Genomic DNA, 25568 nt, shown 5'->3' on the forward strand with positions numbered 1-25568 from the left:
ACGATAGTGCCATCGGAAGCTCCGATGGCACTTGTCGTCAATGTCGGCAGGTGAAATCGGTCAGTAGCCGACGGTGAAGCGCTGGCGGATATGCGCCGGCTTTTCGATTTCGTCGGTCATGACGATGGCATAGTCCTCGAAGGAAATGCTGCTGCCCTTGTCGGACGTCAGCAGCGTGTCCTTGCCCAGCCGGTATTTGCCGGTCCGCTCGCCGGCAACGAACAGCGCCGACGGCGACAGCAAGGTCCAGTCGAGATCGTCGACCGTCCGCAGCGTGTCGAGGAAGTCGGCGCCCTTCTGCGCCTCGGCCTTGTAGATCGCCGGGAAGGTCGGTGTATCGACCAGGCGCTTGCCGGGCGCGACATCCAGGCTGCCGGCGCCGCCGACGACGAGGTAGCGCTTGACGCCGGAATCCCGCACGGCGGCGATCAGCGTGTCGGGATCGCTGTCGAGGAAATGCACGGAGCTGATCACCGCGTCATGCCCCTTGATCAGCGCGGCGAGGCCGTCCCGGTCGAAGACGTCGCCCTTCTTCGCGGTCACGCCCGGCAGCGCGGCGATCTTGTCCGGATTGCGGGCGATGGCGGTGATCGTGTGGCCACGGTCGGAAAGCTCTTTCAGGAGACGCGAGCCGACCTGGCCGGACGCGCCGATGAGTGCGATTTTCATGGGAGGTTCCTTTCGTCTTGGGTCGGGCAATAGATGGCAGCCCGACCGCTTGCGAAAAACAGCGATCAATCATACAAACTGTCTTACCAAATCAGACAATCGACATGACCGAACTTCTAAACCTCAACCGGCTCGTCTACTTCGCCACCGTCGTGGAGACCGGATCCTTCACCGCCGCTGCGGACCGGCTCGACGTCGCCAAAGCGGTGGTCAGCCATCAGGTCGGCAGGCTGGAGCAGGAACTTGGCGCAACGCTGCTGCGGCGTACGACGCGGCGCGTGACCCTGACCGAGGAAGGGCGCCTGTTCTATGACCGGACCGCAATCATCCTGCGCGAAGCCGAGGCGGCCTATGGCGACATCTCGCAACGGGCTGCGCAGCCGACAGGGATGCTGCGGCTGACGGCGCCGCTCGACTATGGCGAGAAGGTGGTGGCGCCAACCATCGCCGCCTATCTCAAAAAATATCCAAAAATGCGGGTCGAAACGATCTTCGACGATGCCGTCAGCAATCTGGTCGACGAGCAGATCGACCTTGGCATCCGCGTCGGTTGGCTGGCCGATTCCAGCAATCTGGCGCGCCGGCTGGGAAGCCATGAACAATTCGTCGTCGCCAGCCCGGAGCTCGCCGGGCGGCTGCCGCGTGACGTCAGCCCCAGGCAAGCGAAATCGCTGCCATGGGTCGCCAATGCCCAATTGCGCGGCATCGGCCAGTGGGTGTTTTCGAGGGGCGGCGAGACGGTGCTGACTGAACTTAATCCCGTCGTTACCTGCGACAAGACGCCGGGCGTGCTGTCCTGCGTGCTGGCCGGCATCGGGCTCGGTATCTTCCCGGATTACAGCGTCACCGACGACATCGCGCGGGGGCGGCTGGTGCGGCTGTTCGCGGACTGGAGCTTGCCGTCCGGTGGCATGCATGCTGTCTTCCCGCCGGCGCGCTTCAGGCCGGCCAAGGTGCGTGCCTTCGTCGACCTGCTGGTTGCGGCCGAAAGGCGGCGGGCGCGCAGTGCGGGCTGATTTCGGCACCAGCCGGCAACGCCGAAAGGGAACCTTTGTTCGGCCGGCGCTTTTGGATATGCTGCGATTCCGAAAGTCAGAAGGGTGTTGCCGATGACCACCAAGATCTTTGCGACCTGCGCGCTCGTTCTCGCCGTCGGCTGCAGCCTGTCCAGCGCTGCCATCGCCAAGGAAAAGCACCGCCATCGGCAGCCGGAACCCGAACGCTACGTTCCGGCCCATCGCGACCTTCTCTACGACCTCTTCGGCGGGCCGCGTTACTATGACACCATGCTGACCACCACGGCCGCCGGCGCCTGCTCCTACAACCGGGTCGGACCGGACGCGAATGCGCTGAACAAGATCAACGATCACCATTGCGGGAAATAGAAGGGGCGGGAAGTAGCGGAGCGGGAGCAGCAGCCGGCCGAAACCCTCGTTTGAGCGCTATCGCGTCAGGGTTCTGGCCGCTGCACGCCGGAGCGCCTGTGGCGGTTGACCGAAGCTCCTCAGGAACGCGCGGCGCATCCGCCCGGCATCACCGAAACCGCTTTCCTCGGCGATGCGATCGAGAGGCGTGTGGCCGGTCTCCACCGCCATTCGCGCGGTTTCCAGGCGCAGCCGCTCGACAGCCTTGGCCGGCGTGGTGCCGGTCTCCGCAGTGAAGGCGCGGGCAAAATGTCTCGGGCTCATGGCGGCACGGTCGGCAAGGCGCTCCACGGTCAGAGGCTCGGCGAGCTTTGTTCGCATCCATTCGATCAACTCGACAAAGCGTCCCGACCGCCCGCCGAGATCGACCAGCGCCGAGAACTGCGACTGGCCGCCCGGCCGGCGTTGATGGACGACAAGCTGCTGGGCGGTGCGCCGCGCGATCGCCGGACCGAGATCATCCTCGATCAGCGCCAGCGCCAGATCGATGCCGGCTGAAATTCCGGCCGAAGTCCAGACGCCGTCATCCCGAATGAAGATGCGCTCGCCATCGAGCTTCACCTTCGGATAGCGGCGGGCGAAATCGTTGGTGCTCCACCAATGGGTGGTGGCGCGCCGGCCGTCGAGAAGCCCGGCTTCAGCCAGCAGATAGGCGCCTGTACACACGCTTGCCGTCCGCCGCACGCTTGTTCGCTGCAGCCAGGCGACGATCTCCTCGGCAGCAGCCCTGGAGCGTATGATCTCGCCGCCGGAAATCACAGCGGTATCGAGTGATACCGCAGCAGATAGAGGTTGGGCTGCAAGGCGCATACCGGACGAACTTTCGATCTGACCGCCGCCAGGCGCCAGCATTTCGAGCGCGTAGTTGCCCGGGCAGAAATGCTCCGCCAGTTCGAACGCCGCCGCCGGACCGGCTGCGTCCAGCAGCTGGAATCCTGGATGGATGATGATGCCTATGGTCCTACGCATGGCAGTTTTTGCCCGATCTATGTCATTTCAGACAAAGCCTAATGGAGCTAGGCTGATGGTCAAGCGTCTAGATCGGAAGGACTGAGCGATGAGGCTGCGCATCATGCTGTGGACTGCTCTGGCCATCGTGCTGATTGTCGCGGCGGCTGGCGCCGTGTGGCTGCTGTCCCTGCCGTCAGCATCGCTTGCCGCCGTTCAGCCAGCCATCGATGCCAAGGAGATCGAAGACACGCTCGCCGCGCTGAAGCCGCCCAAGCGCCAGCGCCCGCTCATCGCCATCATCGGCATCAATGACGGCACCGAGACCACCGACTATCTGATGCCCTTCGGCATATTGCGGCGCGCCGACGTCGCCGAAGTCGTCGCGCTGGCAACGCAGCCGGGGCCGATGAAACTGCATCCGGCTCTGCAGGTCGAGCCCGACGCGACGACAGCGGCGTTCGACGCCGAGCATCCCGAAGGCGCCGACTACGTCATCGTTCCCGCCATGATGCGCGATGACGACCCCGACGTGCTGAAATGGATCAGGGGCCAGGCAGCCAACGGCGCCATCGTCATCGGTGTATGCGCGGGCGCCAAGGTCGTCGGCGCCAGCGGATTGCTCGATGGCAAGCGGGCGACGACGCATTGGTATTCGCTGAGCGAATTGCGCGAAAAACACCCGACGATCCGTTATGTCGCCGACCGGCGCTTCGTCGTCGATCAAGGCGTCGCGACGACAACCGGGATCACCGCGTCGATGCCGATGATGCTGACGCTGATCGAGGCAATCGGCGGGCGCGCCAAGGCCGAAGCCGTTGCTCGCGATCTTGGCCTGGCGCATTGGGATGCCCGCCACGACAGCGGCGCCTTCAAGTTCACCCGGCCTTTCGCGTTGACCGCGATTGGTAACACGCTGGCATTTTTCAACCACGAACAGCTCGGTATCAAGCTGACATCAGGTATGGACGAGGTGTCGCTGGCAATGGTGGCGGATGCCTGGTCACGAACCTATCGCTCCGGCGCCGTGACATTTGCCGACGGCGCGATCGTCAGCCGTGACGGCATCCGCATCGTACCTGACCAGATTGCGGCTACCTGGCCGACGGAGCGTCTGGCGCCGAATGTTGTCGACGCGCGGCCGGTTCAGTCGCTGGACCAGACGCTTCGATACATCTCGGCCCGCTATGGCGCCCGCACGGCCGACTTCGTGGCCATGCAGCTCGAATATCCACGAACGCAGTGAAGGCAAGCCTGTGGGATCTAGGCTCAAGGCAGCGGCGCCAGCGCGCGTAGGACTAGAACACCATGGCGAGCCCGCGCTCGGACGGATCGATGTCGTTGGCGCGCACGCCGTCGATCAGCAGGTCGCCGGCGCTGATCTTCTCGAGCCGGCGGTCATACGCAGCAGCGTGGACTTGCCGCAGCCGGACGGGCCGACGAAGACGACGAATTCGCGGTCCTCGACGTCAAGGTCGATCCCATTGATGATCTCGACATTGCCATAGGATTTGCGCGCGCCGCGCAGTTTGAGCTCAGCCATGGCTTGCCTCCCTGGCATCGCCGGTCACGCCGCTGTCGTCCTGTGCCATCGCAAGTGGCAAACCCGGTTCGCCTTCCCACAGGATCAGGCTGGCGGCGCCGATCAGCCCGGCGCGGTCGCCAAGCTCGGCGCGCACGATCGGCACGTCGCGATAGGCCGGCATCGCCCGCCGCTGGACGACCGCCGCGATCGACGGCGCCAGCAGGTCGAAGCCGTTGGACAGGCCGCCGCCCATCACGATCAGGTCGGGTGAATAGAGATGCAAGAGATTGGTGAAGCCGATGCCCAGCCACCTCGCTTCCGCCTCGATCAGCTCGAGGGCGTTGGCGTCGCCGGCCTGGGCTGCCTCGACAACATGCCTGGCCGAGACGTCGCCATCATTCGACAGCCGCCGCAGCAATGAACCGTCGCCCGGCGCGGTCAGCCGCGTGGCGCGACGTCCGAGCGCCGTTCCCGAAGCAACAGCCTCGAAGCAGCCGATGGCGCCGCAAAAGCAGCGGTCGCCTTCGCCGGTGATGGTCATGTGGCCGATCTCGGCGGCCAGCCCGCGCCGGCCATGGTAGATGTGGCCGTCGGCGACGACGCCGCCGCCAATGCCGGTCGACACGGTGACGAACACCAGCGAGCCGCTGCCGCGTCCGGCGCCGAAGCGCCATTCGCCGAGCGCTGCCGCATTGGCGTCGTTCTCAAGCCGCACCGGCAGGCCGAAATGCTGCCCCAGAATGTCGATCAGCGGCACGTCGTGCCAGCCGGCCAGCGTTGGCGGCGCAATCACGATCCCTGCCTTGGGGTCGAGCGGCCCCGGCGCACCGACGCCGATGCCGGCAATTTCGGCTTGCGGACTTTGCGCTATGAGATCGCCGGCGAGCGCAATGATCTGGCCGATCACCGCCTCCGATCCCGCACCGGCAAGCGTCGGCGCCGAGGCATGAGCGACGATACGGCCGTCGCTTTCGACCAGCGCGCCACGCAGCGCCGTGCCGCCGAGATCGAAGGCCAGCGCAAGCTTGCTCATCAGGCGGCGACCTTCAATTCGTGCAGCCAGGCCATGCGCTGGGCAAGGTCGGGATCGCCGAAGGCGAGCGAGCCCAGCACCACGGTTTCCGCACCTGCGGCGCGCAGCAGCGGCACCGTCTCGTGGCGTATGCCGCCATCGGCGGCGAGCACTATATCAGCTTCACGGCCGGCTTTGCGCATCAGCGCGCGCGCCTCGATCAGCCGAGGACAGGCCTTCTCCGAGAGGCTCTGGCCCTTGACGCCGATGGAGGTGCCGAGCAGCGTCACGAACGCCACTTCGGAAAGGAACGGCGTGACTGCCGCGACCGGCGTTTCCAGCCGCAGCACGACGCCGGCTTCGGCGCCGAGTTCACGCGCCAGCCGTACGGCACGCAGACCGGCCTCGCCGTTTTCGGCATGCACGCTGATCAAATCGGCGCCGGCTTCGATGAACTGGCGCGTCTGGTCCTCGACGATCTCGGCCTCGACCATCAGATGCACATGGATCGGCTTCGCCGTCAGCCTGGCGATGCGCGCCACCAGATCCGGGAAGAACAGGAAGCCCGGGGTGAAGCGGGCGTCGGCGACGTCGATATGGTGAATGTCGGCATGGGCTTCGATGCGCTTGAGGTCGCGCTCCATATTGGCGAGATCGGCCGACCACAGCGAGAACTCGCCGATCAGACGGTGGCGCGGCAAGGCGGCGATTGCGGCGGGGCCGGAAAGGGACTTGCTCGTCATGATCGAATGAGGCTCCGGAAGTTGCAGTTCGAAAAAATCATCGTTTCAGGCTCCGTAGCCACGCATGGTCTGGCGGTTGGTCTTGATCGCCTTGGCCGGATCGGCGGCCGCAGTTTCGGACTCTTCCTCCAGCACCAGCCAGCCGTTGAAGTTGGGGGCAGCACTGGCGATCTCGATCACTTTCGCCGTGTCGCAGACACCTCTGCCGAGCATCGCCCAGGTACCGTTTGCGTCGACATCCTTCAGGTGGACGTAGCGGATGCGATCGCGATAAGTGGTGAGCGTATCGGCCATGTCCTGACCGCCGCGCAAGATGTGACCGGTGTCCGGCACCCAGCCAACCAGCGCGGCGTCGATCAGTCCGAAGATTCGGTCATAGTCGGCGCGGTCGAACAGCAGCGTGTTGTGATGCGAACTTGGATGCACCGCGACCTGGACGCCCGCCTTGCGCCCGAATTCGCCGGCTCTGTTGTAGACCTCGGCAGCAATGGAAAACTTGCCATCGCGCGGTCCGTCGGAAACGACGGTGGCCGAGCCCATCGACACCAGCGCGCCAGGGAAGGCGGCGGCGAAATCGATCCAGCGCTGCGCCGTTTCGAGGTCGGCGCCGATCTGATCCTGCAGCGTGAAGCCGCTGTTCGAGCCGAAGGCGAAGGACACCAGCGTCAGGCCGGTCGCCTTCAACGCCGCGGCGAATTCCGCCGGACGGTTGCCATAGTGGCCGATCATCGTGTCGGTGATCTCGATGCCGGCATAGCCGCCATCGGCGATCGCCTTCAGCAGATCGTCGGGGCCGCCGGAAAAACGGTCTCCGAGCATTTCCCAGGTGAAGGTCTGGCAGCCTACTTTCAGGTCTTTCACGATCGTCCTTTCATTCCTTGATATCCTACTTGACCGAGCCTGCGGTCATGCCGGCGAGGAAGAACCTCTGGGCAACGAGGTAGATGACCAGGAGCGGGAGCGAGCCGAGCACGCTCATCGCCATCATCTGGTTCCATTCGAAGGCGTGTTGCCCCATCAACAGCTGGATGCCGATCGGGACGGTGCGCATGGACGTTGACTTCGTCAGCGTCAGCGCAAAGAGAAATTCGTTCCAGCACAACAGGAAGGTGTAGACCGACGTCGCCACGATACCAGGCAGTGAAATCGGGACGATCACCCGCCAGAGTGCGGTCCAGCTGGTGCCGCCGTCGACAGCCACCGCTTCATCGAGATCGCGGGGCAAGGTGTTCAGATATCCCGTCATCAGCAGGATCGCGTAGGGCAGCGTAAACACCAGGTACGTCAGGATCAGCGCGACATAGGTGTCGAAGATGCCATACGAGACGACAAGCCCGAAGAAGGGGATCAAAAGCGTGATCGGCGGGATCGTCTGCGTGCTGATGATGAGTGTGTTGAGGCTGCCCTTGCCGCGGAAATTGAAACGGCTGAACCCATAGGCCGCCAGCAAGGCGATCAGCACCGTCAGCACGGTCACCGCTCCGGCCACGAAGTAGCTGTTGAAGAAGAAGCGCAGCTTTACCGGGTCGCCAAGGATGGCCGCATACGCTTCCAGCGTGAAGGCTTTCGGCAGGACGGTTGGTGGCAGGGCAAAGATTTCGGTATTCGACTTGAACGAGCTGCTCAGCATCCAGTAGATCGGGAAGGCCGCGAAAAACAGCCCTGCCGCAAGCGCGACATGGAGCGCGACGGTGATCAGCCTGTCTTTCGGCGTGTGCCTTTTCCTCATGGTGACTACCGAGCCTTTTGATAGCGGATGTAGAACAGCGTCAGGCCGAGAGAGATCAGCAGGATGACCACGGCGCTCGCCGACGCCTGCGACAGGTTGTAGCTCGAAAACGCCAACTTATACGTGTAGGTGCTGAGGACCTCGGTCGAGTAGATCGGACCGCCGCCCGTCGTTATCCAGATCAATGGAAAGACCTGCATGGTCCAGATGAAGTCGAGCAGCGAGATGCTGATGATGATCGGCATCAGCTGCGGGATGGTGATGAAGATCAGCTTCTGGTAGGCCTTCGCCCCGTCGATATCGGCGGCCTCGTAGAAATCCTTGGGAATGCCCTGCAAGCCTGCGAGCAGGCTGACCATGAAAAGCGGGTAGCCCGCCCAGATATTGGCGAAGGTGACGGCGTGCAGCGCGGTCTCGGGCGAGGAAAACCATTCGACCTTGGAACCGATGATGCCCATCTGCAGGAGAATGCTGTTCACGACGCCGTTCGGCTCGAGCAGCAGGCGCCAGATCACCGCGATGATCACCGCGGTGAACAGCCAGGGCAGTATGTAGAGCACGCGCAGAATATTGCGCAGCATCGGATTGATGCGGTCGCTGTTCAGCATGAGCGCGAAGATCATGCCGATGGTCATGTGGAAAATGACACTCATGCATGTGAAGTAGAGCGTGTGCCACAGCGATGCCCAGAACACCGGATCGTTGAAGATCGCCTGGTAGTGTTTCAGTCCGGAAAAGGATGGGTCACGACGCAGCACCGCGCTGTTCTGGAACGAATAGCCAATCACCGTCACCATCGGCAGCAGCATCAGAAGCCCGATTATGAGCAGCGAGGGCGACAGATAGAGGTAGGGTGCGACCGCTCGTTTCAGCTTGTGGTGGGAGCGCTTTTGCCGGGTCATGTGCCAACCTTGGGATACGCCTTCAAGAGAAGGTAAGCTTCAAAAACAGGTCCATCTCAAATTGCCCATCCGTTGGTGCCGGGTGGCCTGCCCGAAGTCAGGCCACCCGGTCGAAGAAACGGGAACAGGCCGATCAGAATTTCGCCATCCAGCCCTTCTGGGTGGCGGCGGCAGCCTGTTCCGGAGACTGCTCGCCGGCGAGCATCTTCTGGGCTTGCACGTCGAACTGGGTCATCAGGTCTTCAGCCACCGGCAGGCCCGTGAACTCATTGGCGAGATAACCGGTCTTGAAGATTTCAAAAGCCTTGGCGAAAGCCTTGTCCGAGGTCACGAAATCGGGCTTGGCGTTGACGTTGCCCGGGAAGGCGTTTGCTAGCGACACGAGCTTGGCGTTCACCTTTTCAGTCATCAGGTATTGGACGAGCTTCCAGGCCTCTTCCTGATGTTTCGAGGCGGCAGAGATACCGATGCCCCAGGAGGCATAGGGAAGGCCGCGCTTGCCCGTATAGCCCTCCACGACCGGGACCGGGATGAGGTCGAAGTTCAGCTTGGGATTGCGCTTGCGGATGAGGTTCACATGCGCGAGCGAGTCGATCATCATCCCGACCCGGTCGTTGACGAATTCCTCGACCTTTTCCTGTTCGGTCTTGGTGGCGATGCCGGGCGAGATGGTGCCCGCGTCATTGAGCGATTTGACGAAGGTGAGCATGTCCACCACGGGCTTGCCCTCGAGAGCGGGCTTGCCGTCCGCCATCATCGACTGACCCGATGCCCAGACCCACGACATCATATCGTTCTGGACGCCGGACGGCGTTTGCAGCGACAGCGGCAGCACCCAGCCATACTGGTTCTTGTCGGCATGGGTCATCTTCTTGGCGGCTTCGAGAAACTCCGCACGGGTCGACGGCAGCTTTGTCACGCCTGCCTGGGCGGCGAGGTCCAAATTGACGAAGACAGGATAGACGAAGGAAGCGACGGGAAACATCACCGCCTTGCCGTCCACCTTGATGATATCCGCGACTTGGGCTTTGTCGAACTTGCTCGCATCCATCATCGGGTTCATGTCGGCCAGCGCACCCTGCGCGTTCAGATTGTTCACCCATGCGCCGTCGAGACCGACGACGTCGCTAAGCGTTCCAGTTGCGGCACCAACCGAGATCTGGTCTCGCGTGGTCGCATAGGGGCCGCTGACCAGCGTCACTTTGATTCCGGGGTTTGCAGCCTCGAAGTCATTCATGATTGCCCTGAGCGATCCGGCCGGCAATTCAGGCTCCCACCATTGGGTAAATTCCAGCGTCGTGTCCGCCATGGCGCTGGTTGCGCCAAGCAACCATGCGGCCGCGGCCATTTTCAGCATCGCGGGTTGTATCCGAAACATCACTTTCTCCTCCTTCTTCAAGATCGACCGCACAATGCGGACGATCGCCTGTTTTGTTCAGAAGCCTTTTTTCAAGTCTCTTCCGCAGGCACCTCGCTCCCGCCCGCGGTCTTCCGCAGATCTTCAGATCGCCAGATGCGTTTCGGGATCGAAGAAATGGAACTTGGTATCATCCACCGCCAACCGGATTTCCGAGCCGGAGCGGACGGCGCTGATCGGCTCGAATCTCGCCACCGCGTTCGATGCCAGGCCGAAATCGTCCACCGCGTCCGGATCGCCGGAGTCCACCCGGACCGCGTCGATGTTCAGGTGGACGATCTGTTCAGAGCCGAGTTCTTCGATCGACGTCACCTTTGCGGGTATCGTCTGATACTTGCGACCGGATTCGAGGCTGCTGTCATAAAGATCCTCCGGCCGGATCCCGAACACGACCTTGCCCCCCTCATACGACCGCAAGCCCGGCCTGCGCACGAAGGCTGCATCCTGCAGCCGGACGGCGAAGGTGCCTGACATCAGTTCGTCGCCCGTCAGGGTCGCCTCGAAAAGGTTCATCGAAGGAGAGCCGATGAAGCCGGCAACGAAGGCGTTCACCGGCGATTCATAGAGCCTCTTGGGTGTGTCGACCTGCTGCAGCACGCCGCCTTTCAACACCGCGACCCTGTCCCCCATCGTCATCGCTTCGATTTGGTCGTGGGTCACGTAAATGGTCGTTACGCCGAGCTGCTTTTGCAGGCTGGTGATTTCGGCGCGCATTTGCACACGCAGTTTCGCATCCAGATTGGAAAGGGGTTCGTCCATGAGAAAGGCGGCCGGCTCACGCACCATGGCGCGGCCCATGGCAACCCGTTGACGCTGTCCGCCTGAAAGGTTCGCGGGTTTGCTATCCAGCAAAGAAGTCAGCTGAAGGGTTTTGGCGATCTCGTCCACGCGCTTCTTGCGTTCTGCCTTTGGCTTGCCTGCCAGCCGCATCGAAAAGGCGATGTTTTCGAACACCGTCATATGCGGGTAGAGCGCGTAGCTCTGGAAGACCATCGCGATGTCGCGGTCCTTGGGCGGCATGTCGACGACGTCGGTACCGCCGATCCGAAGGCTGCCGCTGGTGATGTCCTCCAATCCCGCGATCATCCGCAACGCTGTGGATTTGCCGCAGCCGGAAGGCCCGACGAGAATCAAGAACTCTCCGTCCCTGACCGACAGGTTCAATTGGTCGATTGCGTGAAAATTGTTCCCGTATGTCTTGCAGATATTCTCAAGAACGACTTCTGCCATATTCCTCTCCTCCACAAGTCTAAGCCACTGATTTTTATGGTTGTCCTCGGCTTATGTTCACCTGCGAAATATATCCTCGGATGGTTCGGGCTATGTTCCGGTATCGAGTTGCGCATATTTCAGTTCGACTGCCGACGGCGCGTTCGTCGACGCCAGGAGTTCCGTGACCTGGTCGGCGGTCGGAAGCGCCTCGCGCCCGCCACGCCCCGTTATCGAAAGGGCCGCCGCCGCTGCAGCGAATGCCACCCGCCCGGCGGTATCGGCTCCGCGCGTCAACGCATGGGCATAGGCGCCATGAAAGCAGTCACCCGCGCCGGTCGAGTCGACGACCGCAACCTGGTGCGGGGGCAGGTGCCAGAGAGCTGTCTCTTCACGCCCGCGATAGTACACGCCCCTCCCACCATCGGTCAGAACCACTGCGGACCGCGACGGCAACCACAATGCATCGAGCATCTCGGCGGGCGATCGGCACCCTGTGGCAGTCCGCGCAAAGCCAAGTGGAAGAATGAGATGGTCGCAGAGCGCGATCAGCCGCTCCGTGGCTGCGCCGCTGCTCCATTCGATGTCGCCGAGGATCGCAAGGCCGAGATCGCGAGCCCGAGCCACGACATCCAACGACCGGATCGCATAGCCATCGACGATCAGGACGGTCGCGCGGCTTAGGATATCGTCCGGAAAGTCCGGCGCGGTGCCCAGCATCGCATCGTCGTCATACGCAATGAACCGCTCCCCGTCCGAGCCGACGGTGATCCGCGAGCGCACCGGGCGCGCGTCGGGATGGCGCGGCGCGAATGCGGTTTCAATACCGCTCGCCACGAGATCGAGCTGCATGGCGTCGTCCGCGGCACTGCCCAGCCATCCGATGAACCCGGCGCTTCCGCCGAGCCGCGCGACGGCGACCAGCGCCGTCGCGACATTTCCCCCGAAGGCTCGCGCACTTTGCAGAACCTTCCCCTTGCCCGCCGACAACGGCTGATCGACATAGACGATGTCGTCGATCGCAATAGCGCCGAAGCCGAGGATTGAGGGGACGGTGGGCATCGTTCAGGCACCCGCCTTCGCCAGGGCGTCTTGCGCCGAAAGGCCGCCGTGGATGACGCCGCGAAAGGCAAGCGCTGCCTTCTCTGGATCGCCATGCCCCCAGAGATTACGGCCTACCACGGCACCGCGTGCGCCGGCACGGATGGCGTCCGCCGTCTGCTGAAGCGCGCCGAGCAGCGTATCGGTCTTTGGACCACCCGCGATCACAACCGGCACCGGGCAGGTCCGGACGGTCTCGCGGAACGACTGGAAATCGCCCGTGTAGCCGATCTTGATCACGTCGACGCCGGACTCGTAGCCGATGCGCGCCGCATAGGCGATCTCGTCGGGGGTGAAGACGATTTTTGCTCCGTCGGTGAAATCGCGAGGGTAGATATGCGCCACCACGGGCATGCCGTAGCGGGCGGCTGCATTCACCGAATCGGTCAGCCAGCGTATGTATTTGCCCTCGGTCGCGCCGCGCACCGGAATGGCCACGGCCAACGCATCGGCCCCCGCGCGCACCGCATCCTCGGGCGTTGCGATCAACTCGCTGATGCGATCGTCCGCAGTGAAGCAGCCCGCCTGAATCACCAGGGAAGCCTTGCCCGCATATTGCGGCCACAGATGGCGAGCGGTGCCAGGCTGGATGCTGACGTAGTCGGGCTTGCCCGCCATGACACGTGAGAGCGCACCCGGCAGGTCGGCAAGGCCGCCTTTGCGCACGTCGCCATAGCCGACGAAGTGGTCGACCGCACCGCCAAAAAGGTTCCCCGATGGATGCGAGAAGAGGCGCGCAAGACGCACCTTGGTTCCTAGGCTCATGAGTGCAAAATTCCCTGATCGGTTGATTTCAAAATCCCGGACTCAGTGTTTCCGAAAGAAAAAAGAAAAACAATCTTTCGAAAGCTTTCGAATTTGCGTATTTTTGGTAAGGTGAGCCGAGGCCAGAGCGGTGCTTGGCGCAGGGAAGCAAGGGCAGGGCTATGTTGTCGGAGCAGAGACGCCAATCCATCCTGGGTGAGGTGCAGCGCAGCGGACAGGTGCGCACGAAGGACCTGTCGGACGGGTTTGGCGTGTCGGAAGTCACGGTGCGTTCCGACCTCGAGATACTGGACCGCAAGGGATTGCTGACCAAGACCCGTGGAGGGGCGGTGACGCGGACCACCGATTCGACCACGGCCGCGTTCGCCCGGCGGATGCAAACGAACCTCGATGCAAAGAAGCGCATCGCCCGGGCGGCGGTAGACCTGTTCGAGGACAACCAATCAGTCATCTTCGACGGCGGCTCGACATTGATGCAGCTTGCCATGCAGTTACCGCCGCTCAGCAATGTCGTGGTCGCGGCCACGGCCATGAATATCGTGCAGCATCTTATGCATCGTCCCGGGCTCGACGTTCATATGATCGGCGGCCGGGTCTATCCCGACACGGTGAGCACGCTGATCACAGATGCCGATACGGCTCTCGGCGGCTTGGTAGCGCATCAGGTCTTTGTGGGAGCGCATGCGATAGACTCGTCACTGGATGTGGTCGACGTGAACGAAGACATGGCACGAACGAAGCGAAACCTCGTTCGCATGGCCCGGCGCGTTGTCCTCCTTGCCGATTCGAGCAAATGGGGCGTCAGCGGGACCTCCAAGGCATTTTCGCTGTCGGCCGTCGATGTGGTGATCACCGACGATGACCTGCCCGGTCCAATACGCAGCCAGCTTGATAAGATCGCGGCCAAGGTGATCTGTGCCTGAACCCGTCTCGGTCTCTGACCGCGACGAAAAGATCCAATGCGCGCATGACCCACGGGCTTCGTATCGGCGGTCGGCCGTTTTTCATGACAGTCATGTTCTCCTCCTCAGGCTGGCGGCCTCCCAACGCTGCGCCAGAATTATCACATGCTCTATAAAAATTTTACGCGCGTCAACATTTAAAATCCTGTATAGCGAATTGTGAAGGTGGACTGCTGCAGCCGCGATGGTCCCCAAAGATGCCAATGGCTTCGGAGGAAAAGCTGGAAATGCACGGAAAATCAAAGACAAAGCTTGGCATCGGCGTCATCGGATGCGGCAACATTTCGATGACCTATCTGCGCAATGCAGCGCTGTTCAGCGGTGTCGAGTTGCGCGCCTGCGCCGACATTTCGGCTGACATGGCTGAGCTGCGCGCCAGGGAATATGGCATCCGTCCGCTCGGCGTCGACGCGCTGCTCGCCGACCCCGACATCGACCTCGTGCTGAACCTGACCATCCCTGCGGCGCATTTCGACATTTCGTTGTCGGCGCTTTCGGCGGGCAAGCATGTCTTCACCGAAAAGCCGCTGGCGACCTCGGCCGCGGATGGCCGGCGTCTTGTCGCCGAGGCGGCAAGGCGCGGCCTGCTGATCGGCTCGGCGCCGGACACGTTCCTCGGCGCTGCAGGCCGGCGCGCGCGCCGGCTGATGGATGACGGCGCCATCGGCCGCGCCGTGACTGGCACCGCCTTCATGATGGGGCGCGGGATGGAGCACTGGCATCCCAACCCGCAATTCTACTACCAACCCGGCGGTGGCCCGGTGTTCGATATGGGGCCCTATTACCTGACCATGCTGGTCAATTTGCTCGGTCCGGTCGAGCGCGTCATGGCAATGGCGACGCGCGGCCAGGAGGAGCGGCTGATCACCGCCGAGGGTCCCTTCAAGAACACGACCTTCAAGGTCGGCACGCCGACCAACATCCTGTCGCTGCTCGAGTTTCGCTCCGGCGCCACCGTCACCTTCGGTGCGTCCTGGGACGTGTTCAAACACTCCAACCATCCGATCGAGCTGCACGGCACCGAGGGCTCGCTCAGGCTGCCCGACCCAGACACGTTCGGCGGCATCGTTTCGCTGTCGGCACGCGGCGCCGACTGGGCCGATTTCGCCAGCGAAAGCGAACTTTACGGCGCCCGCAACTGGCCCTATGCCGCGCCCGACCGCGCCAATTACCGCATGCTCGGCGTCGCCGATCTGTCGCGGGCACTGAGCACGGGCAGAAAGCCGCGCGCCTCGGGCGAACTCGCATTGCATGTGCTCGAGATCATGGAGGCGATCCTGGCTTCGGGCGAAAGCCGCGGCTCCGTCGCCGTCAACGGCACGGTCGACCAGCCGCCGCTGCTTGGCGAAGAGGAAGCGGCAAGCCTGCTTGCCTGATAGAAGGTTCGTCCGTGACGACATCGCCACTGGCGCCATCAGTGCTGCCGCGATCGCCGCATGGCGCGGCTTCGACCCCGCCTTTGGAAATGTTCAGGCCGACTGACGCATCACCAGGGCGGCGTCGAGGCTGACCTTCGGCGCCACGCTCGCTGTGTCCTCGTTCAGCAGGGCAAGCAGCGTCTCGACACTGCGCCCCGCCATAGCGGCAAAGTCCTGCGCGATGGTGGTCAAAGCGGGGCAGGTGTAGCGGCTCAGCGGATGGTCGTCATGGGCGGCGACGCGCAGGTCGCAATCGGCCTTGCGCCCCACCTTCTTGCCTTGCGCGAAGGCGGCCGCCATCACGCCGAAGGCCAAGCGGTCATTGGCGCACAGTATGGTCTTGCCAGGCAGGCCGCCAGCCCCAAGCATCTGTTCCATCTGCTCGTAGCCGATGCGCTCGAAATCCCATGTGTAGTCGCTTGTGTTGCCGATAACGACCGGCTCCTGGCCCAGCCGCTGCATTGCGCCGAGGTAGCTGTTCAGCCGCTCCGGCGAATTGTGGTTGACGTGCGGGATATCGAAATAGACCGGTGCGTCGCCGGAGCGGCAGAGATAGTCGACGATGGTCGAGACGCTCTGGGCGTTGTTGTTGCCGACGAAGGGTGCGCCGTCTTCGAGATAGGTGTCGAAATAGACGACCGGCATTGTCTGCGTCAGCTTCTCCAGCGTGTGGCGGTCCGAGCGAAAGCCGAGCGGCGCGATCAGCGCGCCGGAGACTTTCAGCGACAGGATGGTGCGCGTCGCCTCGACTTCGAGTTCGCGCGAACCGTGCGAGGAAATGACGATCGGCCAGTAGCCTTCGTCGCGCAGCCTGAGCTCGATGCGGCTGACCATCTCGGAATAGAAGGGATCGGCCACCGTCGGCACGACAATGCCGATGCTGCGGGTACGCTTGCGGTTGAGATTGCGGGCAAACAGATTGGGCTGGTAGTCGGACGTGCGCAGGGCCTCCTCGATGCGCTTGCGCGTCGCCGGTTTGACGCTGGTCGGATCGTCGAAATATTTCGACAACGTCGGCCTGGAGACGCCGCAGGAGCGGGCGAAATCCTCCATCGTCTTGTGCGTCATAGGCATTCAATCCCTCGTCTGGCGGGCGCCAGACCTTCGGTCGTCGCTTGGCGCTGCCCATGGTCGTGTAGCCGGTGCGTCGCCACGCAACCTCAGACGAAATTTACAGGAAACTTCAGTGGTTTCAACGCGTAATGACAAATTATACCGTGCGTAAATTTAATCAATTGACGAGCAAATTGTCCCGCATCAAAGTCTCCACCGCAGCGAGCGAGCGAAACATCCAGGAACCATGACACAACAGATTGATCAGCTTCTTTCCCAGCTTCATCAGCAGCTCGACGCCGCCGCCATTGTCACCGGCGACGCCGTCGATCCGCGCTATGGCGACGATCTCTCCGGCAAGAGCGGAGGCCGGCCCGAACTTGTCTTGCGTCCGCGCAGCGCTGGCGAAGTCGCCGAAATCCTGCGCCTGTGCAGCGGCCTTGGCCAGCAGCTGGTCGTCCATGGCGGCCGCACCGGGCTGGCCGGCGCCGCGCGCGTGCAGCCGGGGGAAGCGGTTCTGTCGCTGGAGCGCATGACCGCGGTTGAGGATCTCGACCGCCAGGCGGCAACCATCATCGCCGAAGCCGGCGCGCCATTGCAACTGGTGCAGGAAGCCGCCGATGCGGCCGGCCTGATGTTCGGCGTCGATATCGGCGCGCGCGGCACGGCAACGGTCGGCGGCAACATTGCCACCAATGCCGGCGGCATCCGCGTGCTGCGCTACGGCATGTACCGCGCCCAGGTTCTGGGGCTGGAGGCAGTGCTTGCCGACGGCTCGATCCTGACCTCGCTGCGCGGCCTGGCCAAGGACAATTCGGGCTACGATCTCAACCAGCTGTTCATTGGCAGCGAAGGCACGCTGGGCGTCGTCACGCGCGCCTGCCTGCGGCTGCATCCAAAACCTGCCACCGAGGTCGCCGCCTTCTGCGCGCTTGGTTCGCTGGACGCGGCCATTGCGCTGCTCGGGTTGCTCAAGCAGCGGCTCGGTCCCTTGCTTTCGGCCTATGAGGTGAACTTCTCGCCGCTCTACGGCGCCATGATTGCCGGCATGTCTGCGCCGGCGCCGCTGCCTGCCGGCGCGCCCGTCTATGTCCTGGCCGAGATCCAGGGCAACCAGGCCGAGCTGGACGGCGAGCGTTTCGCTTCGGTGTTGATGCAGGCCGTCGAGGACGGCATCGTCGACGATGTGGTCGTCTCGCAGTCGCCGCGCGAATTCCGTGCGCTTTGGGACGTGCGCGAAGAGGCCAACCGCTTCCTGTTTGCAATCGAAGGCCTGATCGGCGTCGACATCTCCATTCCGCTGACAACGATGGCGGCTTTCCTGCACGACGCCGAGGCGGCAATCCGCGCCAGGGATGGCAGCGCCGAGATCTACGTCTTCGGCCATCTCGGCGACGGCAATCTGCACTATCAGGTCGACACCAGGGAGCCGGCCGCCGCCTATGAGATCATCTATCGCGGCGTGGCCGCATGCGGTGGCTCCGTCTCGGCCGAACACGGCATCGGCCTCGACAAGAAGAAATGGCTGAGCCTCGTGCGCAGCGACGCCGAGATATCGGCCATGCGCCGCCTCAAGGCGGCGTTCGATCCGCACAGCATCCTCAACCCCGGGCGGATTTTCGATATCGGTTGAATGCTGCGCAGGATTAGCTCGCAGCCGGCGAAAGCAGCGCGTGATAGTCGACCGTTCTTACTTGCTCGACGCCGTCCAGCGTCATGTTGCCGGCGACATAGACGATGATCGCGAGACCAAGCCAGCCGATCCAGCGGTATCTGGCCAGCAGCGCCGCCACCAGCGTCGAGGCGACAGCCATCAGCACCACCGACAGGATGAGGCCGAATACCAGCGCATTCATGTCATGGGCGGCGGCACCCGCCACGGCCAGCACATTGTCCAGCGACATCGAGACGTCGGCGACCACGATCTGCAGGATCGCCGTGCGCAACGCCTTGGCCGGCCGCACCGCCGCAAGCGCTGTCGTGGCAGGGTCGGCGTCGCTGTCTTCATCGCCGCCGGCGGAACGCAACTCCTGGAACATGTTCCAGCACACCCAGAACAAAAGCATGCCGCCGACCAGCATGATCCCCGGAATTTCCAGCAGCTGCACCGCGATCACGGCAAAGACGACGCGGATAACCGCCGCCGCGGCTATGCCGGCCACGATCGCCTTCTGGCGCAACGCTTTGGCCAGGCCTGCGGCCGCCATGCCGATCACCACGACATTGTCGCCCGACAGCACGAGGTTGATGGTGATGACTTCCAGATAGGCGGCGACGGTCGTGTGGGCGAAGCTCATAGGGCGGTCTCCCCAAAAGGCGTTCCGGTTGGTGACGGCGGATCGGACCGATGTCTGCGCAAATACGAAGACAGCTGATTTGAGTGCAGGCTGTCCTTGAAACAAGACGCCAGGCGCGGCCAATCGTTCCTCATCCACGGAATTCATCGCCAGATCGTGATTTCCCGACCAGAAATGCCCCTCATGGGAGGGAAGACAAAGGCGTTCGGCTTGCCTATCAATATTGCCGACCAAAGGAGAGACGGGCATGAGCAAGACGGCATTGATTTTCTGGGGCGGCTGGGAGGGCCACACGCCGGCCCGCAGCGCCGCTGTCGTCGGCGAGATATTGACCGGGCATGGCTTCGAGGTGCGGATCGAACAGGGCACCTCGGTGCTTGCCGATCCGCAGCTTTCGAAAGTCGATCTGATCGTTCCGGTGGTCACCATGTCGACGATCGAGAAACCGGAGCTGCAAAACCTCGTCGCCGCCGTCAGCGGTGGAACCGGCCTTGCCGGCTTCCACGGCACCATGGGCGACAGTTTTCGCAACGAGCCGGCCTATCAGTTCATGACCGGCGGCCAATGGGTTGCGCATCCCGGCGACATCATCGACTACCGTGTCGACATCACCAGCGATGATCCGATCGTGCGGGGCATCGAGGGTTTCGCCTACCATTCCGAGCAGTACTACATGCATGTCGACCCGAGCAACGAAGTGCTGGCGACGACGACGTTTGGCGGCGAGCATCTCGACTTCATCGACGGCGTCGTCATGCCCGTTGTCTGGAAGCGCCGCTACGGCAAGGGCCGCGTCTTCTTCAGCGCGCTCGGCCACACGGCGGATGAGTTTTCCGTGCCGCAGATGCGCACCATCTTCGAGCGCGGGGCGTTGTGGGCCAGCAGAGCGGCCTGACTATTTTTCCCGCATTGCCCGGCGGAAGTTCTGGGTGATCGGCTCGGCGAGGTAGGCAAGCACGGTGCGAGCACCCGTCCGGATCATCGCCTCGCTCGACATGCCTGGCAGCAGCTTGCGGCCCTCCAGCTTGGCGAGCTCGCTCTTGTCGATCAACACGGTCGCGGCGAAATACGGTGCTCCGCTGCGCTCGTCCACCATGCGGTCGGCCGACACGATCTCCACGACGCCGTCGAGTGGCGGCAGGTTGTAGCGTGCGAAGGCCGGGAAGCTGACGCGCGCGGGCTGTCCGGCGGTGATCGTCTCGACATCCTCTGGTTTGACCATGGCCTCGACCACGAGTTGTTGCCCGAGCGGCACGACTGTCATCAATGTCTCGCCGGGTTTCACGACACCGCCCGCCGTGTGGACCTTTAGATCCATGACGATGCCGTCAACCGGTGCAACGACATCGGTACGGGTAAGCACGTCCTTGGCGGCACGCTCCTGTTGTCTGAGGTCAAACAACTCTGCCTCGACCTTGCTCACCTCATCGACGGCCTCATTCAGCCGCACAGTGCCGAGGTTCAAGATTTGCATGTCAATCTCGGCCATGGCGCTTCTGGCGCGAGCGATGGCAGCGATGTTGGTGGCGCGCTCGCCCTCGATCTCCTGCTGCTGTCGTCTGAGCAACAGGTTCCGCTCGCGGGTGGTCAGCCCCTTCTTGAGCAGGCTCTCGAGGTCTTTGGTTTCACCTTCGATCGCCCTGATCTGCGTGTCCTTGGTGACGATAAGCTGCTCCAGTCCCGTTATTTCTTCCTGGGTCTGTTGGCGGCGCTGGCTGAGGATTTCCCGTTCGTCCTTCAGATTGTGGTGCTTCGCCGCAAACACGTCACGCTGCGCGGCCACCGCGTCCTTTGCGGCTGTGGCGGGGTTTGCGAGCAACACCGGATCAAACTCGATCTCGGCCTTGTCGTCACGCTCGGCCCTCAGACGCGCGGCCAGCGCCTCTCGCGTGGCTATCCGGTTCTGGATCAGGTCAAGCTGCGCCTTCGCCTGTGTATCGTCGAGCCGGACGAGAACCTTACCGGCCTTGACGATATCACCGTTGGCGGCGTTCAATTCCGCGATGATGCCGCCCTCGAGGTGCTGGATGAGCTTGCGGTCGCCGGCGACCTTGACAACGCCCGGCGCCACCGCGGCGCTGTCCAATGGCGCCAGCGCCGCCCAACCCCCGGCCACGCCGAAGAACAGGAACATGATCGCGAACCCGGTGGACGTCACGCCCGCAAGACGCAGGGGCACCGGTTCCAGCAGGGAGGGCGGCGGCAGGGGTAACGGCACGACGTTCATATCGGCTCCCGTTTCATGCCTGGTTCGCCACGACAGTCGTGCCCAATGGACGCGACGTACGCTTTGAAGTGGGACGTGGACCGTTGCTGACCCCGATCACGGTGGTGGAGATCTCTGGCGTCGGGGCCGCCGGTATTTGATTTACCTGGCGGATGCGCGCGGTGAGCTCGTTGAAGACATGGTCGCGCGAACCGTAGAGGTCTTGTTGGCCCCGGTTGAGAACCAATATCTTGTCAACTTTCTCCATGATGTTTGGTCGGTGCGCGATCAGGATAACGGTCGTGCCCGCCGCCTTGACCGTGCCGAGGGCTGCGATCAATGCGTCCTCACCCTCGCGGTCGAGGTTGGAATTGGGCTCGTCCAGGATCATGAGTGGCGGGTCGCCGTAGAGCGCCCGCGCCAACCCGATGCGTTGGCGCTGCCCGCCTGACAGGACCGCACCGGATTCGCCGATCTCGGTGGCATAACCCTTCGGCAGTCCCTTGATCAGCTCGTGAACGCCCGCCAGCTGCGCGGCCTTGACCACGTTGTTGAAGACCGTCGGGTTGAGTGTCACGAAGCGGCAGATGTTTTCGGAGACAGTGCCGGCGAAGAGTTCGATATCCTGCGGCAAGTAACCGACATGGTGACCACGGTCCTCCGCCGCCCATTGGGCAACGTCCATGCCGTCCAGCAGCGCACGCCCCCCGGACGGACGCCAGGCGCCGGCCAGTATGCGCGCCAGGCTTGTCTTGCCGGCGCCGCTCGGACCGATCAGCGCCATTGCTTCACCGGGCTTGAGCTGGAAGCTGATCCCTTTCAGGATAGGCTCGCCACCCTGGCGGCCAAGCACAAGGTTCTCGGCCTCGAACCTGCCTTTCGGTCGTGGCAGGGGCAGAACCGGTGTGGCCTCCAGATGCTGTCCTGCGACGGCGGTGAGACGCCGGTAGGCGGCACGCGCCCCGACCGTCGCTTTCCATGTGCCGATCGCTTGCTCGACCGGGGACAATGCGCGCCCCATCAGGATCGAGGCGGCGATCATGATGCCAGGTGAAGCCTCGTTGCGAAGGACCAGATAGGCGCCAAGACCCAGTATCGCCATCTGCAGGGCCAGCCGGTGACAACGCGCGATGGCGGCGATGACGCCGCCACGGTTGGCGGCAAGAACCTGTCCCTTGTTTGCCTCGTCCTGCTGTGCTTTCCAGCCCTCCATCAGTGGCTTCAACATGCCCATCGCCTGGACGACCTCGGCGTTGCGGATTGCCGCCTCAGCCTGCACGTATGCCTGCGACTGTGCGCTTGCGGCCTCGGTCAACGGCTTGCGTGTGATGTATTCGTTGAGCAACGCCAACGCAAACAGGACGATCCCGCCGCCTAGCGCCAACCAGCCAAGCCAGGGGTGCATGAAGAATATGGCGGCGAAAAACAACGGTGCCCAAGGCGCATCGAGGATCGGGAAGATGCTCGGGCTGGTGAAGAAATTCCGTACCTGATCCAGGTCGCGCAGCGGGCGCGCGTTGGCATGACCCGGCGCCGAGGCGGCATATTCTACCGATGCCGTCAGGAGAACTGGTCCGAGCCGCGCGTTCATCCACGATCCGACTTTGGCCAGAAGACGCCCGCGGACCACTTCCAGCCCCGCCATTGTCGCGAGTGCCCCTGCCGCCATCAGCGACAGCATCACCAACGTCTCCAGGCTGTGGCTGGACAACACGCGGTGGTAGACCTGGAGCATATAAAACGCCCCGGTCAGCATCAGTACGTTGATGCCGCCGCTGAACCAGACAAGCGGACGGATGGCCCGTCTGGCCTCTTTCATCACCACCTGCAGGGCAGGGGGCTGTTGTTTGGTTTTCTTCATCGGATGACATCTCCGTGCAACAGATCGCGGGAGCGGTACGGGGGCAGCGTTAGCTGCCCCCTTTGGTCAAGCGTCAGGCAACGTCGACAATTATGGTCTGGACGTCTGTCATATCCCCGTCCGCGTCCGCCACCTGGAAGGCGAACTCGAGGTTGGCATTCGGCGTCTCGGTCACGCTCGTGCTGAAGGCGATGTCCACGATCTTCAGCACGTCGTTGTCGGTGCCGTCGAAGTTCACCAGGTTGGTGGTCGCATCACTGCCGCCGTCCCTGTTCAGGTCGATCGCCGTGCCGTTTCCGGTGATCCCGTTGCCCGACTGCATGATCTGGACACCTTGCAGCAAGTACTCTTCGCCGGCTGCGTTGTAGTCGTTCTGTTCGATGATCACGAGGCCGTCATTGTTGTCGAGCGTGAACTCTGAACTGTAGGGGGACGGGACCTGCCCCGTCTTGAAGATATCGCCGTTCGACACGTACATAGCCCGCGTGATCGAGGTATCGTCCGCGGTGCCGAAGATGTTGTCGGCACCGTTGTCGGCCAGGTTGAGGATCAGCATCAGGTCCTCGCTGTTGCCGATGCCGTCGAACTTGATGGCCATGCTGCCGGCGAAGGCCGAGGTCTGCGGCGTCTGCAGCACCTCGGCTGCGATACCGACGTTGTTGTCGAAGAACCGCAACGTGAGCAGTTCGCCCTTCTGGATCGTGTCACCGGCGACACCGTTGGTGGTCTGCGTCGCAGACACCCAATCCTCGTGGTTGTTGGTGACCAGATCGCCGGGGTTCCACGCTTTGTCAGCGGGTGTCGCGTTCGGACCGTCACTGTCGCCGGTCGTGTTAAGACCGAACCCGGTCTTGTTGGTGATCGAGTTTGCCGTGAACTGCACGAAGAAGTCTTCGTCAGCCGCCGTGTTCGGGTCATCCGCCTGCAACTTTTCCAATACGATCTGCGGGTGGCCTGTGTTGCCCGTGGGCTGCTTGGACAAGAGCTCACTTGTGTGGATAAGGTCGAAGCTGAATCCTTCGAGCGGGTCGGTCAGGGTGATGGTGTAAGTGTCGGCACCCTTGTCGAAGACGAGAGTGCCGCCCGCCGTGCCGATCTGGGTGTCATCCGCCGGGTCCTTGTGGTAGGTGAAGGTGAAGTCGAACGTCGCGAAGTCGGAATCCTCCGACGTGAGTGTCACGTCCGAGGTGATGAGATTGCCTCCGCCGCCGCCGATGATCGAGCCGGTGAGTGCGATCTGGACGCCATTAAGCGGGTCGCCATCCTGGTCGACAAAGTCAGAACCGCCGTTCGTATAGAACAGGGCCGTATGAGCATCCGCGCCGATGTCGTAACCGAAGGCTCCGCTGGCCTGCGCACCGGCCGTGTTATCCAGGGTCTCGGGAGTACCATCGCTACCACCACCGGATGCATCACCGTCGAACGGCACCGTGATCGTCGGAGCATCGTCCTTGAAGACGAGGTTTGTGCCGATGTTGACGCTGTGCGAGGCCTGATCGCCGTCACCGTCGGTGATGGTCGCCGTCAAAGTGACGAGATCATCGGATGCCAACGTTGTTTCCTGATCCGGGCCGGTGTCGGGTGAGTGTATGACAGCACGCGCCTGATCGAGTGTCACGAGGCCGGCGACGCTGACGCTGACCGTGAACACGAGTTCGTCGGTGAGGGCGGTGCGGCCTTCAACCGCGCCGCTGAGATTGACTGAGAGGAGGACCGCCTCACTGGTTAAGGTGTCGGTTAGGCCGCTGTCGTTGATGACCTGGTTGATGCCGAGCACATAGCTGATGGCGTCACCATCGGCACCGGCATTCGAGGTGAAGGCCGCCGAGAAGCTGGCGCTGTTGTCGCCCAAGCTGGACTCGTCGACGGTCAGCGTCGGCTCCGTGCCGGAGGCGCTGATCGTCGGGCCGTCGTCCTGGAACTGGAGCGCGTTGCCGATGCCGATCGATTGGGTGGCGATGTCGCCATCGCCGTCGGTCACGGTCACGACCGCGTTCACCAGGCTGCCGAGATTGACCGACTCGTCGTAATTGTCCGGTGAAGTCGGGTGATGGAGCGACAGATACTGGGCGACCGTAACCTCGCCCAGATCGTTGATCGAGATCGCAAACGCAACCGCTCCGGTCGCATTGGACGTGCCGTCCGGATGGTCCACCCGGCCGACAATCACGCCGCTCTCGTTGAACAGCGAAATCTGACTGTTGTCCGTCGTCAGCAGCAAGGAATCCGTCCCGTTGCCGCCCGCGATCGACAGTGTCACATGCGTCGTCGCGCCTTCATTGTCCGAGCCCGTCGACGTCGTGGTGTCGACCAGGTCGACATTCGAC

23 protein-coding genes and 1 pseudogene are annotated in these 25568 nt (G+C 62.9%); 7 read left to right on the plus strand and 17 right to left on the minus strand.

Annotated features, from left to right (window positions below; all coding sequences use genetic code 11):
• Positions 1–60: 60 nt before the first annotated feature.
• Positions 61–669 (minus strand): NAD(P)-dependent oxidoreductase, encoded by a 609-nt coding sequence (locus AC1DYC_RS29790; RefSeq protein ID WP_477411263.1) that lies wholly within the window; start codon positions 667–669, stop codon positions 61–63.
• A 104-nt stretch (positions 670–773) separates the two neighbouring features.
• On the opposite strand from AC1DYC_RS29790, the gene AC1DYC_RS29795 reads away from it, so the two are divergent.
• Positions 774–1685: a LysR family transcriptional regulator gene (locus tag AC1DYC_RS29795; protein ID WP_477411264.1), complete on the plus strand. Its 912-nt coding sequence runs from the start codon at positions 774–776 to the stop codon at positions 1683–1685.
• A 93-nt stretch (positions 1686–1778) separates the two neighbouring features.
• Positions 1779–2054, plus strand: coding sequence for a hypothetical protein (locus tag AC1DYC_RS29800; protein WP_477302144.1), 276 nt, complete (start codon positions 1779–1781; stop codon positions 2052–2054).
• A 57-nt stretch (positions 2055–2111) separates the two neighbouring features.
• Here the strand turns inward: AC1DYC_RS29800 and AC1DYC_RS29805 are convergent, their stop codons facing one another.
• Positions 2112–3062: a GlxA family transcriptional regulator gene (locus AC1DYC_RS29805; protein ID WP_477411265.1), complete on the minus strand. Its 951-nt coding sequence runs from the start codon at positions 3060–3062 to the stop codon at positions 2112–2114.
• A gap of 88 nt (positions 3063–3150) precedes the next feature.
• On the opposite strand from AC1DYC_RS29805, the gene AC1DYC_RS29810 reads away from it, so the two are divergent.
• Positions 3151–4287, plus strand: a complete 1137-nt coding sequence (locus tag AC1DYC_RS29810; protein WP_477411266.1) for a DJ-1/PfpI family protein — start codon at positions 3151–3153, stop codon at positions 4285–4287.
• 55 nt (positions 4288–4342) lie between these two features.
• Here the strand turns inward: AC1DYC_RS29810 and AC1DYC_RS29815 are convergent.
• The 10 genes and pseudogenes from AC1DYC_RS29815 to AC1DYC_RS29860 form a co-directional block, all read right to left on the minus strand.
• A pseudogene (locus tag AC1DYC_RS29815) lies at positions 4343–4584 on the minus strand (ATP-binding cassette domain-containing protein); the annotation flags it as partial.
• On the minus strand, positions 4577–5599 hold the full coding sequence (locus AC1DYC_RS29820) for an ROK family protein (protein ID WP_477411267.1): 1023 nt from the start codon (positions 5597–5599) through the stop codon (positions 4577–4579). The gene AC1DYC_RS29820 and the pseudogene AC1DYC_RS29815, both read right to left, overlap by 8 nt.
• On the minus strand, positions 5599–6321 hold the full coding sequence (locus tag AC1DYC_RS29825) for a ribulose-phosphate 3-epimerase (protein WP_477411268.1): 723 nt from the start codon (positions 6319–6321) through the stop codon (positions 5599–5601). Before AC1DYC_RS29825 ends, AC1DYC_RS29820 begins: the two co-directional genes overlap by 1 nt.
• Before the next feature lie 45 nt (positions 6322–6366).
• Positions 6367–7140, minus strand: a complete 774-nt coding sequence (locus AC1DYC_RS29830; RefSeq protein WP_477411283.1) for a sugar phosphate isomerase/epimerase family protein — start codon at positions 7138–7140, stop codon at positions 6367–6369.
• A 67-nt stretch (positions 7141–7207) separates the two neighbouring features.
• Complete coding sequence (locus AC1DYC_RS29835; RefSeq protein ID WP_112566025.1) at positions 7208–8050, minus strand: carbohydrate ABC transporter permease; 843 nt, start codon at positions 8048–8050, stop codon at positions 7208–7210.
• A gap of 5 nt (positions 8051–8055) precedes the next feature.
• Positions 8056–8952 carry a carbohydrate ABC transporter permease gene (locus AC1DYC_RS29840; protein ID WP_477411269.1) on the minus strand — a complete coding sequence of 299 codons (897 nt, stop codon included), beginning with the start codon at positions 8950–8952 and terminating at the stop codon, positions 8056–8058.
• 133 nt (positions 8953–9085) lie between these two features.
• Positions 9086–10330 (minus strand): ABC transporter substrate-binding protein, encoded by a 1245-nt coding sequence (locus AC1DYC_RS29845; protein ID WP_477411270.1) that lies wholly within the window; start codon positions 10328–10330, stop codon positions 9086–9088.
• Between the two features lie 123 nt (positions 10331–10453).
• Positions 10454–11599, minus strand: coding sequence for an ABC transporter ATP-binding protein (locus tag AC1DYC_RS29850; RefSeq protein ID WP_477411271.1), 1146 nt, complete (start codon positions 11597–11599; stop codon positions 10454–10456).
• A gap of 90 nt (positions 11600–11689) precedes the next feature.
• Positions 11690–12640 (minus strand): PfkB family carbohydrate kinase, encoded by a 951-nt coding sequence (locus AC1DYC_RS29855; RefSeq protein WP_477411272.1) that lies wholly within the window; start codon positions 12638–12640, stop codon positions 11690–11692.
• Between the two features lie 3 nt (positions 12641–12643).
• Positions 12644–13444 carry an aldolase gene (locus tag AC1DYC_RS29860; protein ID WP_477411273.1) on the minus strand — a complete coding sequence of 267 codons (801 nt, stop codon included), beginning with the start codon at positions 13442–13444 and terminating at the stop codon, positions 12644–12646.
• 161 nt (positions 13445–13605) lie between these two features.
• Here AC1DYC_RS29860 and AC1DYC_RS29865 point away from each other — a divergent pair, with 161 nt between their 5' ends.
• Positions 13606–14367: a DeoR/GlpR family DNA-binding transcription regulator gene (locus tag AC1DYC_RS29865; protein WP_477411284.1), complete on the plus strand. Its 762-nt coding sequence runs from the start codon at positions 13606–13608 to the stop codon at positions 14365–14367.
• 266 nt (positions 14368–14633) lie between these two features.
• Positions 14634–15782 (plus strand): Gfo/Idh/MocA family protein, encoded by a 1149-nt coding sequence (locus AC1DYC_RS29870; protein ID WP_477411274.1) that lies wholly within the window; start codon positions 14634–14636, stop codon positions 15780–15782.
• A 93-nt stretch (positions 15783–15875) separates the two neighbouring features.
• Here AC1DYC_RS29870 and AC1DYC_RS29875 read toward each other — a convergent pair whose 3' ends face one another.
• Positions 15876–16898: a LacI family DNA-binding transcriptional regulator gene (locus AC1DYC_RS29875; RefSeq protein ID WP_477411275.1), complete on the minus strand. Its 1023-nt coding sequence runs from the start codon at positions 16896–16898 to the stop codon at positions 15876–15878.
• Positions 16899–17124: 226 nt separating this feature from the next.
• Here AC1DYC_RS29875 and AC1DYC_RS29880 point away from each other — a divergent pair, with 226 nt between their 5' ends.
• The gene (locus AC1DYC_RS29880; RefSeq protein WP_477411276.1) at positions 17125–18510 is read left to right on the plus strand and encodes an FAD-binding oxidoreductase; all 1386 of its coding nucleotides are present in this window, start codon (positions 17125–17127) and stop codon (positions 18508–18510) included.
• Between the two features lie 13 nt (positions 18511–18523).
• Here AC1DYC_RS29880 and AC1DYC_RS29885 read toward each other — a convergent pair whose 3' ends face one another.
• Complete coding sequence (locus AC1DYC_RS29885) at positions 18524–19174, minus strand: YjbE family putative metal transport protein (RefSeq protein WP_477411277.1); 651 nt, start codon at positions 19172–19174, stop codon at positions 18524–18526.
• A gap of 247 nt (positions 19175–19421) precedes the next feature.
• Here AC1DYC_RS29885 and AC1DYC_RS29890 point away from each other — a divergent pair, with 247 nt between their 5' ends.
• A complete protein-coding gene (locus tag AC1DYC_RS29890) occupies positions 19422–20069 on the plus strand; it encodes a ThuA domain-containing protein (protein ID WP_477411278.1) in 648 nt (215 codons plus the stop codon).
• Here the strand turns inward: AC1DYC_RS29890 and AC1DYC_RS29895 are convergent, their stop codons facing one another.
• The 3 genes from AC1DYC_RS29895 to AC1DYC_RS29905 all read right to left on the minus strand — a co-directional run.
• On the minus strand, positions 20070–21401 hold the full coding sequence (locus tag AC1DYC_RS29895) for an HlyD family type I secretion periplasmic adaptor subunit (protein ID WP_477411279.1): 1332 nt from the start codon (positions 21399–21401) through the stop codon (positions 20070–20072). It abuts the gene before it with no gap.
• 13 nt (positions 21402–21414) lie between these two features.
• Positions 21415–23241 (minus strand): type I secretion system permease/ATPase, encoded by a 1827-nt coding sequence (locus AC1DYC_RS29900; RefSeq protein ID WP_477411280.1) that lies wholly within the window; start codon positions 23239–23241, stop codon positions 21415–21417.
• A gap of 73 nt (positions 23242–23314) precedes the next feature.
• Positions 23315–25568, minus strand: a 2254-nt coding sequence (locus AC1DYC_RS29905) for a DUF5801 repeats-in-toxin domain-containing protein (protein ID WP_477411281.1), incomplete at its 5' end; no start/stop codon positions are given.

Source organism: Mesorhizobium sp. P2_E7 (assembly GCF_056403855.1).

What these genes read in the sequence shown, in the direction of transcription:
- AC1DYC_RS29790 (WP_477411263.1), bottom strand. Translation starts at nt 669, where the DNA reads ATGAAAATCGCACTCATCGGCGCGTCCGGCCAGGTCGGCTCGCGTCTC.
- AC1DYC_RS29795 (WP_477411264.1), top strand. Translation starts at nt 774, where the DNA reads ATGACCGAACTTCTAAACCTCAACCGGCTCGTCTACTTCGCCACCGTC.
- AC1DYC_RS29800 (WP_477302144.1), top strand. Translation starts at nt 1,779, where the DNA reads ATGACCACCAAGATCTTTGCGACCTGCGCGCTCGTTCTCGCCGTCGGC.
- AC1DYC_RS29805 (WP_477411265.1), bottom strand. Translation starts at nt 3,062, where the DNA reads ATGCGTAGGACCATAGGCATCATCATCCATCCAGGATTCCAGCTGCTG.
- AC1DYC_RS29810 (WP_477411266.1), top strand. Translation starts at nt 3,151, where the DNA reads ATGAGGCTGCGCATCATGCTGTGGACTGCTCTGGCCATCGTGCTGATT.
- AC1DYC_RS29820 (WP_477411267.1), bottom strand. Translation starts at nt 5,599, where the DNA reads ATGAGCAAGCTTGCGCTGGCCTTCGATCTCGGCGGCACGGCGCTGCGT.
- AC1DYC_RS29825 (WP_477411268.1), bottom strand. Translation starts at nt 6,321, where the DNA reads ATGACGAGCAAGTCCCTTTCCGGCCCCGCCGCAATCGCCGCCTTGCCG.
- AC1DYC_RS29830 (WP_477411283.1), bottom strand. Translation starts at nt 7,140, where the DNA reads ATGCTCGGAGACCGTTTTTCCGGCGGCCCCGACGATCTGCTGAAGGCG.
- AC1DYC_RS29835 (WP_112566025.1), bottom strand. Translation starts at nt 8,050, where the DNA reads ATGAGGAAAAGGCACACGCCGAAAGACAGGCTGATCACCGTCGCGCTC.
- AC1DYC_RS29840 (WP_477411269.1), bottom strand. Translation starts at nt 8,952, where the DNA reads ATGACCCGGCAAAAGCGCTCCCACCACAAGCTGAAACGAGCGGTCGCA.
- AC1DYC_RS29845 (WP_477411270.1), bottom strand. Translation starts at nt 10,330, where the DNA reads ATGTTTCGGATACAACCCGCGATGCTGAAAATGGCCGCGGCCGCATGG.
- AC1DYC_RS29850 (WP_477411271.1), bottom strand. Translation starts at nt 11,599, where the DNA reads ATGGCAGAAGTCGTTCTTGAGAATATCTGCAAGACATACGGGAACAAT.
- AC1DYC_RS29855 (WP_477411272.1), bottom strand. Translation starts at nt 12,640, where the DNA reads ATGCCCACCGTCCCCTCAATCCTCGGCTTCGGCGCTATTGCGATCGAC.
- AC1DYC_RS29860 (WP_477411273.1), bottom strand. Translation starts at nt 13,444, where the DNA reads ATGAGCCTAGGAACCAAGGTGCGTCTTGCGCGCCTCTTCTCGCATCCA.
- AC1DYC_RS29865 (WP_477411284.1), top strand. Translation starts at nt 13,606, where the DNA reads ATGTTGTCGGAGCAGAGACGCCAATCCATCCTGGGTGAGGTGCAGCGC.
- AC1DYC_RS29870 (WP_477411274.1), top strand. Translation starts at nt 14,634, where the DNA reads ATGCACGGAAAATCAAAGACAAAGCTTGGCATCGGCGTCATCGGATGC.
- AC1DYC_RS29875 (WP_477411275.1), bottom strand. Translation starts at nt 16,898, where the DNA reads ATGCCTATGACGCACAAGACGATGGAGGATTTCGCCCGCTCCTGCGGC.
- AC1DYC_RS29880 (WP_477411276.1), top strand. Translation starts at nt 17,125, where the DNA reads ATGACACAACAGATTGATCAGCTTCTTTCCCAGCTTCATCAGCAGCTC.
- AC1DYC_RS29885 (WP_477411277.1), bottom strand. Translation starts at nt 19,174, where the DNA reads ATGAGCTTCGCCCACACGACCGTCGCCGCCTATCTGGAAGTCATCACC.
- AC1DYC_RS29890 (WP_477411278.1), top strand. Translation starts at nt 19,422, where the DNA reads ATGAGCAAGACGGCATTGATTTTCTGGGGCGGCTGGGAGGGCCACACG.
- AC1DYC_RS29895 (WP_477411279.1), bottom strand. Translation starts at nt 21,401, where the DNA reads ATGAACGTCGTGCCGTTACCCCTGCCGCCGCCCTCCCTGCTGGAACCG.
- AC1DYC_RS29900 (WP_477411280.1), bottom strand. Translation starts at nt 23,241, where the DNA reads ATGAAGAAAACCAAACAACAGCCCCCTGCCCTGCAGGTGGTGATGAAA.